We start from the raw sequence: 12,649 nt of genomic DNA on the forward strand, positions 1-12,649 counted from the left end.
GACGAGTCTCGATCCAGCGTCATCTAAGGCGTGGATATTGGGCTTAGGTCAAGTACACCTCGCAGGGTGCATAATGCGAAAGCGAGAATTTTTGATCGGTCTGACTTGTCTGGGCACCGCGATAGGAACAGGAGGAATTGGTATGGCGGAATCGAACGAGCCGGTCGACGTGAGTGCGTTGGCGGCTTTACGGCCGGGGATGACGGTTGCCGACGTCGAAAAGGCAATGGGCTTGATGTGGCGCGCTCCGGCACCACACAAAGGAGGCGTGATCGATATCCTGGAAAACACATACGGAGTGAACGTTCGCCTGGATCGCATCGGAAAGATCGGCATGATCGAATTCACGTCGCGGTTCAAACAGACGGTCGCGGGCGTACCCATGGGACTACACCTTGACGACATACTCGCGATAATCCCTGCCATGAAGATCGGCGAGGAGAGCAAAGTCCGCCGTGGCACCCGCTTGGGGACGATGCGGCTTCCCGAGGGCGAGCTGTCCGCTCGGATTTCGTATGACAAGGTTATGGAGATCGTGATCTCCAATCCAGACGCAGAATATGTCGAACCAACCGCTCCGCCCTATCCCGCGGCGGCTGGCGCTCCGGGAGCACCCTTTGCAGACCCTAACCTGAAACTTGTCGTCATGTCTGCGCTCCTTAGATCGAAGATGCTAGACCTTGGAACACCGCAACAGCTCGCGAGCCACATCCTCGATCGACCAGTCGATTTGGAGGACGAAGGCTATGATCTCATTCCTCAGGCGCTTGGCTATCTTTTGCGCTATCCATTGACTGCCGAGCAGTTAGCCGCTGTCGACTGGATCCAGTTTGACGGAGGCGAGGAAATATACTCATACGCTTGGTACTTCTGGGGTGGCGGAGGAAGTGCTTTCGACATCCATGATACCTCCGACCTTCATCGCTGCCCCAATCTTAAAGGGGTATCGGTGATCGCGATGACCGACAGATTCGATCTTCGCACGCTTGTCCCATTGCACAGGCTCGAATGGGTAAGCATCAATGTTCCTGCCGATCATCTTGAAGCCCTACTCGAAATACCATCTCTCAAGAGAGCTGGTCGCTTCGCGGCAAATCCCGAAACGAACGCGATCCTCAAAAAGCTCGAGCAGCGCGGCATAGAGTTGAGATAGCCCTGCCTGGAGGAGACATTTCCTTGCGTTCGATCAGGACTGTCCCGATGAGTGAAGCTTCCAGGTAAGCCTTCTCGACTGCGAATGTAAAAGGGAGTGACAAGCTCGATGACGACATTTTCGATAATCGTGTTTAAGGATGGCGCCTCGCCCCCTGATGTGAGCCGAGAAGACATCATCAATATAGAAGCGCCATGGGACTTGGTCGAAGGTGTCGCACGATTGGCTGTTGCACGTTATCCCGGTGCCACTCGGGTCCACGCCGTCGATGAGAATGGGCATATACGAGGGCGGGGGGATGTCTCACGGACGAGGGACGAACTTCCCTAGACACTGATATGATCGCGACCGACCTTTCCGCTGCCTTCGTCGAAAAGGCTATATGAACGTGCCGAGCGCCTGCACCAGTGCGACAGGCCGCAAGATCTGGGCGGGATTATATGCGGGGACGGTTGGTACGCTTAAACATGATCGCCCGGCTTAGAGGATCCGCTACAACCAAAACCTCCTCCTCCCCGACACCTTGAACATCTTATCCACTATACCGGCCCAGTCGGCCTAGAACTGCGATTCTGGCCAACTTGGAGAATCTCGTGCGTCGCGCGGAAGAAAATTCGGCGAGCCCCCTATGTTTCGGACCAATGTGGGGAATGACTTCTTTGTCGACTGGTCGAACACGAACACCTGCGCCTTCCGCCTATAACAGCGTCGCTGAATCCTCTAAGGTAGAACTGCGGAATGAAGGTGGTGACAGTGTCTGAAATTATTTGCCATAATGCTTGCAGACCTGCGGTATCCTAAACTAGGCAGGCTATCCCAGTCCAATTCGCCCGAAAGCGCTATGTCCAGCCGGCGAGGCTATCGGAGCCATATCGAACATCGTATTGTATTTGTTTCACAATATCACTGTCTGTACGGCTGACAACTCTCGGGATGCGCACGTCACCATGCGTATCAAGGCTCACGCTAATTGCCGTTGATTACTTCCTTGAGATCGAAGCAGCGCCATCAGCACCGGCCCGAGCGAGAATTCGCCGCGTTCCGCCCGGCTTGTTAGATCTCGAAGGTATCCCCCTGGTGAGTTGATGTGCCCTGCTTTTTCTAGGACGCAGTGGCATAAAATAAGAGCAAGAAACCGGTGATCGCTGATCTTGCGGAGCAACATCACAAACTGGCAGCATTGCACCCTGACCTGATTTCTCACCTTCGAGATGGCCCGGTCAGGAAAATAATCCATCGCCCTCTGCTCGTCAGTGTCACGACGATACCTGGCTATCACAAGGCCGATAACACGAGGTATCGCCATCGCAGAGATGGGGTAGCGCAGTCTTGGCGAGATAGAGACTTTTCAAACTACATCGCCCTTCATGAGCGTCGCTATGGCGCAGAGGCTATCCAGCGGGTTCTAAGCATGACGGATCTCCTGGTTGATCCTCCAGCTACTTGGAAGCTGATTAAGGCCGCATGGATCGATCGTGAAAATGTGGACGAATATGATCTGTTTTTAACAAGATCAACGGCACTCTTTCTGTTCTTCATCGGCGCTCGCCCGCAACGCCCGAAGTGCCCTTCAGCCGCGTCGCTACCAACGTCAGGGACCACCTGCCTCCGACCACCTATCAGAGGCCTCCCGTAATTCCGCCGGTTGTCGATCTGCCCGTATACGCCCGGCTCCTCGTGCTGCCTGGACCTAGGGCGAAACGGCGGTTGCAGATCCCGGACAGATGTCATCCGGCCCCTCACACAACTCCGCGCCCGGACCCTGGCTGGGTCACAATTGTGACTTCTCTGCCGCCCTTTCAATTTTCCGGACAAGGCACTCAGCCACCCACAGCCTGATCGTCGGAGTGCCTGCGCGTCTGGCATCAAGGGGCGGGGCGATGAGGGGAAAGTCACAGTTGTGACTTCTGCTCCGGCAGTCCGCTCACCTCAGTTCGGCGCTGAGCAATCGCTGACTAATCCCTGCAGCGTCTCCGTAACCGACACGCGCCTTCGGCTGCGCCCGGCCAGGAAGTCACAATTGTGACTTCCTAGCTCACCTCACTTCATGCAGCCGGCACTCCGCAACGCAAGTTTCTTTCGAAGCATTTCCGAACCTGAGAAGCATCACCACTTGAACGGGCAGGGGGTCACATTTACCACGTCTCCATCCAGACCCAGCAAGTTAACGTCTTCGACTATGGCAAAAGCCGGCTAAAATACCGACCTCACTCTCTCGGGTAATAGACGCCCGTTGTCCCGGGATGGCAATACAAGGCAAACTACACGACGGTAGAAATGGCGACAGACAGCCACGTGCTGCCCGCATAATTGTCGCGTTGGAGAGGTTCCTGCAAAATTTCAGCAATCGTCTAGGTCCAATCGACATTCAGGATCCAAAACGTTTTTAATCTGTGATTCATAGGCCTGCAGATTGTCATCTGAAGGCCTATCATGTTGAAGCCGAAGCGCTACGAACTGACATCAGAGCAGTGGCGCAGGATTTGCGATCTGTTGCCCGGCAAGCCTGCCGATCCCGGCCGGACCGGAGTGAACAATCTCACCTTCGTCAATGGTGTGCTGTGGGTGCTACGTTCTGGGGCTCACTGGCACGACCTTCCCGAAAGCAATGTGCGTTTGACTTTAGCGGGATTGACATCACAATATAGAACGCACGGATTGCCTGTGCGTGGAAACAACCTTTACGCTCTTCCGGCACGGCCAATGCGGCAGCAGTTACATCATCTGCAGCCGCCGGGGCACCATGAAACGAAGTGGCGACTGACATCGGACCGTAAGGTAGGGACCTGCCGGGCTGTGCAGTGAGTGGTACCTTGGCTGGCATAATCCCGCAGACAATCCCGCCGAACGCAGCTGTCTGAGCAATCTTCCGCGCCGAGGAACCGAGACGTTTCGCCCGACCATATCAGACGCGTACAGACGCACAAAGAGCATCAGATGGCCCGGTCTGCGCGAAGGATCGTAGTCTGATAGATTTCCCAATCTCCGCCCGGTGTGAAGATTTCCCCCGCCGCTGTTTAAGACAACCATCGCCCGCTCGCGGGTCCCGGGAAGCCTGCAAAAGGTTATCTCTTCACCCTTCACGAAAGGGCCAACGATAACGGTCAGATCAACGCGTCCAAGCCGCTTTCGCATTTCATGACGGCGGCCTCGATCAGGAACGAGAGAAGCATCGACGTCATCATTGTATCGAAGCTCCCGCAGACTCCGATCTGTATGGGCGTTAGCGAGATTTATGTGCAACACAATGCATGCGATTATACGGAAAAGCGGCGTTGACTATCCAAGACGAGGGTTGTCCGCGAAGGGGCGTAGCGCATTGGTACAGAGGTGTCTTCCTACAACATCTCTTCGACGAAAAGCCGGCTGCTCGCCGCAAGCCTCTTTCAGCTCATAGCCACCTTTTTCATTCCAAGCGCTATGCCCGAACCCTCGCGAAACCTGTTTGCACCGTCGTTCACCGCTGAGCACCTCGAACACGATCGACGGAGACATCACAGCGCAGTCGGCGAACAGTTTCAAGGCAGACGTAATGAACCGCCCCGAGGCCAACGTCATAATCCAAAGCCGCTCAAGCGGCCGATGTTCGCCGCCCAACGGATTATTACCGGAAGCACGTTAACGAGGTAGAGAACTGAGGTGACGCAGCCTCCCGCCAGTTACGAAGGAGGGCAAACCCCGAAGATCGACTGCTGCTGCGATCTTCCTCACATGACCTTTGAAGACATGCGCGCCATTGAGAGATGTCGTACCGCGGTTAGGCGGAAGCTCGTTTAGCGAATGAGCAGTTCGCGGCATTCCGTAGGGATCTTATTGTTTGAGAAGCTGAGTATTCTGACCGACCGTCGATCAGGGGCCGCGAGGGGCATTCTCCAAAGGCATTTACACGGCCCTATGAACTGGCAGGGCAGGGGCATAAAGCCCGTCACTTTCGCCTAAATATTCTTGGTTCCACGACAGTAGTGGCTCGGTCGTTCGCTCCATCCGCATTTTCGGTCTCGGCCGCGCCGAATTCGAAACCGCCAATTGGGCTGCGAATGCGCTTGGCGACCAGACGGTGTCGATCCGTACCAAGCAGTCGGCCGCGAAGTTGGGAGAGAGCCGCAAGACATCCATAGCAGAGCAGCGCCAAAAGCTGATGACGGCCGATCACATATTGGAGATGAAGTGGGGGAGGGTGCTACCCGTGGCAGGGTCGAAGCCGCCTGCACTTGTCGATGCAATCGTGTCGTATAAGCACCCTGCATATCGACGGAAGCTGGATCGGAAGCAGATGCTGTGGTTGCCTCGCGAGATACGCAGCGTTCATATCGAGTGCTCTGGGACTTCCAATTAGCGGGCCGTCATTCCCAATCTGCTGGCGTCCAGGCCGATACGCCTACCGCCTAAATTTCCCGATCGGGCATTTTCGAGAGTGATATGGCGATTCCCGCGGCCTAATTTCCCGATCGGGAAATTTCGCTCGACAAGTTCGGTAAGGTACTGCTATTTTCCCGCTCGGGAAATTCGAATGGCAAAACCAGTCAGAAGTCCTGCCGATATCGGCGCCCTGGTGAGAACAGTACGCAAGGAGCAAAACTTGCGGCAGGACCAGCTTGCCGGCGTCGCGGGCGTGGGCCTGCGGTTCATCGTCGATCTCGAGGCCGGCAAGCCGACAGCGCAGATCGGAAAAGTGTTGCAAGTTCTGCAAACCCTCGGTTGTTCGGTCGATATTTTGGAACCTGGTGAGTGCAGGCCATGACGTCAAGGGTTCTGAACGTATGGTGGGGTAGCCGTGTCGTCGGCCAGTTTACCCAGGACAGACACGGCGATATCGCCTTTCGAAATGCAAACGAATGGCTTGTCGATCAGACGACGCCGCCGGTTTCCGCCTCTTTGCCGAAGCGACCGGAACAATTCTCTCGCCGCGAATGCCGCCCATTTTTTGGGGGGCTTCTCCCTGAAGAGAGCCAGCGCCTGGTTTCGGCACAGGCTCTGGGCGTTTCGCCAGGGAGCGACTTCGCCCTTCTCGATCGTTTAGGCGGCGACGTTGCCGCCGCGCTTTAGCTGCTGCCGGAAGGTGAGTTGCCGGCTGATGCGACGGTGATTGCCGGGGCTCAGCCGACACCACTGGATGATGCTGGGATTGTTCGAATATTGGATGCCCTTCCCAACAGGCCTCTACCCCCGGCGAGGGGGGGGCGGCTATGCTTGGCTGGCGCGCAGTCGAAGGTGCCTGTTGTCGTCATTGATGGTCAGATTGCCCTTCCATTGCCGGGGCAACCTCCCACGCACATCCTGAAGTCGCCGATCGCGTGCTTCAAAGGGACGACCGAAAACGAAGCATTCATGATGAGCCTCGCCGCCGCGATTGGCCTTGACGTCGCGCCGGTAGAGGCAAGGACTGTGGAGGGCCGTCAATTCCGTCTGGTCGAGCGATATGATCGCGGGCGCGATAATCTCGGCGTCATGCGCCGTATCCATCAGGAGGATTTTTGTCAGTCGCTCGGGGTACCGCCGGAAAGCAAATGTGCTAGCGAAGGCGGACCAACCTTCAAGGATTGCTTTGAGCTGCTGCGGCGTGCGTCGGCGCGGCTGGCGATGGATATCGCGAAGCTGCTGGGTGCAACAATTTTCAATCTCATTGTCGGAAATGCCGATGCTCACGGCAAGAATTACTCAATCCTGTACGACGACCAGGGACCGAGAATGGCGCCGCTGTATGACTTGCTCTCGACAGTGGCATACCCGGACCTTTCGGCAAAATTGGCCATGAGGATTGGGAAACGAGCGACCCTGGCCGAGATGGATGGGGAAGGGTGGAAGGCATTCGCGGAAGATGCCGGGATTGGTTTTGCTCTGGTTCGCCGCCGTGTTTCCGAGATATCCGGCGCCGTCATGACGTACGGAGGTGATGCCTCAGCGATCGTGCAGGGTGATCCAGCTGCTGCCGCAGAGGTAACTAAATCGAAGCAGAACCGCGCTATTCCGGTATCTCTGTCAGTCTGATAACTGTCCATTTGGATGCACCGCTGCGGACGAGGCCTCGACCCCTCATTAAGTCATGACGAAAGCTGGTAACGAAAGTGCCTTACGCATTTCAGGACGCGAATTGGTAGCAGCCATAGCGGCAGAGCCTATGGGGAAATGAATACACGAACAGGTCTGAATACCTCCTCGTAAAAATCTCTGGTTTTCCTGGCATTGCGTCAATCGGAATACACAAGCTGGGCGCGGGCTCATGCCTTCTTGGCAGGCACCAACCGTAAAGCTTGCTCCAGCCGCTCCTCAATATCAGAGGCCTTTCCCTCACCAGAAAGCCGCATTTCATGCTTGCTGAATACTACCGCTATATCGTCTTTGTCCGGCTTCATGAATGGCACGGCTTCCTCGCTCGACATTCTGCCGAATGGAAACAGGCGATCTACCTGAAATTCCAGCCTTGCCAAATCGACGGCTGCCAGTCCCGGATGGAAGTGCGACCGCCGCTTCCTCTCAAGGTGGCGACTCTCGAATACCTGTAGCGCATTCACAAGTTCGCGAACCGTTTCATAGCTGCTATCGTCGATAGTCTCCGCTACCGACATCAACGTCTCTACAGGCCGCATAGGGAGCTTGATGGAGCTCAGCGTACTTCCACCCCATGCTATAAAACCCATCCTCGACAAACTCCATCAACTCGGCAAGCACGTGCGGTATGCGGATTCGCGCCGCTCGTTCTCGACGCTTCGATAACTCCAGTTGCTTCCGACGGTCTTCGGCTAGTTGCTTTCGCTGGACAACCAATTGAGCATAGACAACTACACCTGCCAGAAGCGCGATACCGTCTGAAATCAGGGTCTGCCAGTCGTATACGAAGCCCAAAAAAGCATCGTACTTCGGTTGGGTGGACCACATCGCAATCGCCGCTAGCTTTCGGTGTAGATTTCCCATTCTTTCAAATCCGCCTCCTGCGTGCCGCCCGATGGACCGTCCTGTCGCATGCTCGATCACATCTTCGCAATGCGCCGCCGCAGTCTGGATGCGCGTCAATCACACCACAGAAAGGCTCGCTTTCACTCAGCACGACACCTTTGCGCTCAGTAAGGCCTTCCTTTTTCAGAGGCCCGCCACGAAAGCCGGGGAGGCGACGTTTGGTACTTCACGGCACAGCCCGGTTAGCCTCAGGCGTTTGAAAGATGCAAATACGATGACGGCAAGCGAGGCTAAGATCACGATCATCGACCGTTTTTCCTGCCCGTTGCGCATTTCATGTCCAAGATGAGAAAGAACGCACGAACCACAAGGCCAATTTGCCCGACAAAGCCGCTGGCGAGCGCGTTCGTTGCCGAACCCTCCATGATTGTTGCAGATAACTACCCCCCATAACCGCTGTCTGCGAGGCCAAACAGGCTTCGTTCGAGATTGAGCTTGCCGGCGAGCGCGCGGTCGATCATGGCACGGAAATAGCCGCCGGGTTTGGAAATCTGATCTGGGTCACGGATAGATTTCTCGACAACCGTCGCAAGGATCGCGCTGGCCGCGTGGATCCCAACCTTGTTGCGGCCATCAAGCCATCCGGCTTCGGAGAGACCGATCATCCTCCTGAAGATCTCACCGGAGCGGGCGAGGCTGGACCAGCTGTCAATATGGGTTCCGGTCATTGACTGGGTTTCACGGCAGGCGGCTTGGAGAAGACCGATCGACACGGAGCCAAGCACTTCGGCAGCAATCAGATCAGGGTCCTTGCCACCGACAGGCTCAGTTTGAACTTGCGACACGGTGGCCGCTGCCGCAGGCTTTTTTTCAAAAGCCGATTTGCCGGCTATGCCGGCACTTTTACTAGCTTTGTCCGGCTCATTAGAGCCGGTCCGCTGTTTCCTACTTTCAGAATAAGATTCTGGGGTTGTATTAGTATTAGAAGTGACGTTCATGTCACCCTCGGATGTCATCTTAGCATTATATAGGTCACTGACCTGCTCGACGGCCTTGTTGTGCAAATCACAGATGGCACGTGCCTTGGTCGTGATGTCACTTGGATTCGTGAGGGCCGTCTGAAGCTGGGGGCGAAGATCGGCGGCGACCTCGGGGAAGGCAAGGCAGATATCTTCGATCGCTCGAGCCTGACGCGCAATGTCGCGCTTGGCAGCCATTTCCTCGTTCAAGCGGATGCGGTAGTCTTCAACGGACCGCCTGATCTCCTCGATCCTGACGCGCGCCGGCGTGAAGTCGATGCCGAAGCCTGAAATTATCTCCCCGCTTTCGCCGCGATAGATGAATCGGCGTCCGCTGGAACTGTCGCGGTAAGATGCGATCCCAGCCTCGACGAGACGCCGAAGGCAACGGATCACGGTACGCTCGGAGCGCATCGTATATTCCGCAAGCTTGGCGTTGGAGATTGCCACGATCGGATGGCCGGCGCCTTTCCAATCCTCTGCGCGTGACAATCCGAGCAGGATATCGAGCACATGGTATGTTGTGCCGTCGATGCCGAAGATCGGAGCGGCGCGCTTCAAAAGCAGCGCCATTTCCGACTTGCTGGTATCTGGTACGTCATTGGACATGGCAAGACGCGCGCTGGCGACAATGCCAGGCGTAACGCGCCGGAAGGAAGAAACATGGGCCGTTTCGGTCATAGCGATCCTGCTGCGTCCTGAAAGGCGCAGGTCCTGTCTTTAAAATTTTCAGGAAGCCTCAGGAGCGCGCACGCAAAAAACCTCACCTCCGGGATGACAGAGGGTTGATAAAATGCACCGGCCGTCTTAGAATCAGTTTGTTACAGCTGACGTTGACGGTTCGGTTTCGATCCGTTGGCACATGGATGAAGGGTCTGTCGATTGCAGTCGGTAGGCCCTTTTCCGTTTTCTGCGATCAGGACATGTCGCTGTCCTTTCCCTGGTTCGCTTGAAACTCCTCCACAAGCTCGGGAAGCCGTTGCAGCAGCCATTCCGAAAGCCCGGGAAGATGATTGTCCGGTATTGAGATCCTGGTCGTCGGCCCGGCTCGTTTCGCAACGATGATCGCGCCACCGGAAACGGGGACTTCGAGGATTGCCGGTTCTGTTTTCGCCGACTGGTCCAGAGCCTTGAGGACCATGGCAAAGCGTTTATCGCTGTCACTGTCGTTCCAGACCGCGGATTCGCGCAGACCATCGACGAGAGATTGCTGCCGCGACGTCAGTTCCCGATCGCGGATCAGACTTCCGAGCTTTTCCCATTTCGGCCTTCCGACCGAAGGGGCGGACCCGATCAGTCGAGCGAGATGTTCGGGGATGAGAATTGCCGTATTCGTCAAGGCCGAGACATAGGATAAGACTTGGTTTTCCCTTCGGCCAAGTGCGGTAGAAATCGTCTCGCGCGAATAACCGCGATCCTTCAGTGCCAGGGCGAAAAGCCCTTGCTCTATAAACGAAAGGTTCAGGCGTTCCGAATTCTCGACGCCCTGCGAGATCACCAGTTCCTCGTCGCTCAGCGTGCGGATGACCGCCTTGACTGGCCGCTTGAGGATCTGGCAGGCCCGAAGCCTCCGATGGCCGTAGGCCGCCTGATAGAAACCCGGTTTGCTGTCGAGCGGCCGCACCAGGATGGGCAGCTTTTGGCCATTTTCCCGGATGCTGTCGACAAATGTTTCGAAACTCGGATCGCTCTCGATTTCAATGCGGTCATTGATGAAAGACGGCAGGATCTTTTCCGGATCGAGTTCAATGATCTGTTCAGAAGACAGTAGCTGGTCATGTAGCCGCCTGTTTTCTTCCTCGATGGATACGAAGGCGCGGTCCATCGACTTGACGGCGGAAGACCCAACCCTTCTCTTGTCTTGGTCGGCGACCGGCGGCGGCGAATGCTTTGCAAGCTCTTCGGGATCGACATTGCCGAAAAGGCTCTTCATACGCTGATTGCGTTCGCGCGGATTGGCCATCATCGTCCCCACACTTCCTTGATATGTCGGAAGATCTCGGCATTGACCGCATCGACGGATTCCAGCGCCCGATTCAATGTATCGCGCGTGACATTCCCCCGGCTCAGCTCGTAAAGGCTTTTCTTTTCAAGCCCGGCGCTGGCAATCGCCGTGGTTTCGACCACAGCCGGCGCCAAAACATCGTCCTTGAACAGCGAGCGCAACAGGGTCACGACATTGATCTGCGGACCGTCATTGGGGTTGTGGCGGGTGATGACATAGCGGATGAAGTCATGGTTGAGGACGCCGCCACGGTCCTCGATCACGTGCATCAGGTCGCTCATCATCGCGAGGAACTGGTTCATGCTGGCAACGTCGATCATCGCCGGGTGGATGGTAATCATCAGGCCGGTAGCGGCACACAAGGCGCCGAGCGTCAGGTAGCCAAGCTGCGGCGGCGCATCGATGAGGACCACATCGTAATCCGCATCCACTTCGGAAATCACCGCAGCCAATCTTCTGAAAAAGATCCCGTCTCCGCGGCCATGGCCCTCTGCGATCGCCTGTGGCGTCTCGTGTTCGTATTCCATCAATTCGAGATTGGCCGGAATCAGGTCGATCCCGTGGAAATAGGAGGACCGAATGACTTCCCGGATCGGTCGGCGCCGATCGTCATAACGTATGGCCGCATAAACGGTCTCATTGTCGTCGACATCGAATTCGGGCTGGTAACCGAACATCGCCGACAAGGAGGCCTGGGGATCGAGATCGATCGCGAGGACCCGCAGACCTTGAATGGCCAGATAATGTGCAAGGTGGACCGTCGTCGTGGTCTTCGCCGAACCGCCCTTGAAGTTGGCGACCGCGATGACTTGCAGCTTGTCGCCCTCTCGACGACGTGGCAGGAACTCGAGCGCTTCGCCTGGGCGTTTGCGTGCCAGGTGCTCACGCAATTGGCCGATATGCTCAAGAGTGTAGATGCGGCGGCCGTTATCCTTTCGGTCCGGTATGGCGCTTTCGCCATCCAGAGACATCTGACGAAGAGTCGATTCCGCGATGCCGAGAAGCGCCGCAACATCTTTCGAGGTAAAGGTCTTCAGGGTCTTGGACGTTTCAGGCTCATAGATGCGCTCGCGAATCGACTGCAGCTGCGCCGAAAGCAGGCTTGCCTGCCTGCTGATCTTGTCAGCAGAGGATTCTGGTGTTGCGCTCACGCGTCCGTTGATCGTCATTTTGCCTCACGACGGTTTTTTGATGATCGTCGCTCTATTTTCGTCGCTGCACAGTTATCCGATTCCCCTATTCCGTCAATTGATAGTTGGTAAACCAAATCTTAACAGAGCCATCTGGATGATGTTCCCGGGTCGGGGATAACTTGCTTTTTTTCGTTGTTTTCCCGTGACTTATCAGCCGCGCACCCAAGGGATTAACCTCCCGTCTTCTTCTGTGAATCCCGCAATTGCAGGCATGCATCACGTCAGCAATCGGTTCCTGCAGGTTGCCACATCCAAGCGGCTCCTCTGATTCTATCCGCCTCGGACCCTTGTTTTGGGGGAGAATCGCTGATTCCATTCCGAAACCGGTCTGGCTGGATCAAGGATCGCACCGGTGGGACTGACGCATGGAGGCTCCATCAAAGCC

7 protein-coding genes and 3 pseudogenes are annotated in these 12,649 nt (G+C 56.1%); 5 read left to right on the forward strand and 5 right to left on the reverse strand.

What is annotated here, in order from left to right:
• Positions 1-142 precede the first annotated feature (142 nt).
• Positions 143-1,153, forward strand: coding sequence for a DUF7256 domain-containing protein (locus FHW37_RS27915; protein ID WP_145642418.1), 1,011 nt, complete (start codon positions 143-145; stop codon positions 1,151-1,153).
• 961 nt (positions 1,154-2,114) lie between these two features.
• Here FHW37_RS27915 and repC (FHW37_RS27920) read toward each other — a convergent pair.
• A pseudogene (gene repC / locus FHW37_RS27920) lies at positions 2,115-2,282 on the reverse strand (replication initiation protein RepC); the annotation flags it as partial.
• Between the two features lie 1,304 nt (positions 2,283-3,586).
• Here repC (FHW37_RS27920) and FHW37_RS27925 point away from each other — a divergent pair.
• The 4 genes and pseudogenes from FHW37_RS27925 to FHW37_RS27940 all read left to right on the forward strand — a co-directional run.
• Positions 3,587-3,757 (forward strand): annotated as a pseudogene (locus tag FHW37_RS27925) (transposase); the annotation flags it as partial.
• A 1,384-nt stretch (positions 3,758-5,141) separates the two neighbouring features.
• Entirely contained in the window at positions 5,142-5,489 is a 348-nt protein-coding gene (locus FHW37_RS27930) for a TraM recognition domain-containing protein (RefSeq protein ID WP_246690967.1), read from the forward strand.
• A gap of 174 nt (positions 5,490-5,663) precedes the next feature.
• Positions 5,664-5,894, forward strand: a complete 231-nt coding sequence (locus tag FHW37_RS27935) for a helix-turn-helix transcriptional regulator (protein ID WP_145642420.1) — start codon at positions 5,664-5,666, stop codon at positions 5,892-5,894.
• Positions 5,891-7,045, forward strand: a pseudogene (locus FHW37_RS27940) (type II toxin-antitoxin system HipA family toxin); the annotation flags it as partial. The gene FHW37_RS27935 and the pseudogene FHW37_RS27940, both read left to right, overlap by 4 nt.
• Before the next feature lie 326 nt (positions 7,046-7,371).
• Here FHW37_RS27940 and FHW37_RS27945 read toward each other — a convergent pair.
• The 4 genes from FHW37_RS27945 to repA form a co-directional block, all read right to left on the reverse strand.
• Entirely contained in the window at positions 7,372-7,719 is a 348-nt protein-coding gene (locus FHW37_RS27945) for a hypothetical protein (protein ID WP_145642422.1), read from the reverse strand.
• A 768-nt stretch (positions 7,720-8,487) separates the two neighbouring features.
• Positions 8,488-9,747, reverse strand: a complete 1,260-nt coding sequence (gene repC / locus FHW37_RS27955) for a plasmid replication protein RepC (RefSeq protein ID WP_145642425.1) — start codon at positions 9,745-9,747, stop codon at positions 8,488-8,490.
• 235 nt (positions 9,748-9,982) lie between these two features.
• Entirely contained in the window at positions 9,983-11,032 is a 1,050-nt protein-coding gene (gene repB, locus FHW37_RS27960) for a plasmid partitioning protein RepB (protein ID WP_432442907.1), read from the reverse strand.
• Positions 11,029-12,240 carry a plasmid partitioning protein RepA gene (repA, locus tag FHW37_RS27965; protein ID WP_145642427.1) on the reverse strand — a complete coding sequence of 404 codons (1,212 nt, stop codon included), beginning with the start codon at positions 12,238-12,240 and terminating at the stop codon, positions 11,029-11,031. Before repA ends, repB begins: the two co-directional genes overlap by 4 nt.
• Between the last annotated feature and the right edge of the window lie 409 nt (positions 12,241-12,649).

The organism is Neorhizobium alkalisoli (genome assembly GCF_007829835.1).
GTDB lineage: Bacteria > Pseudomonadota > Alphaproteobacteria > Rhizobiales > Rhizobiaceae > Neorhizobium.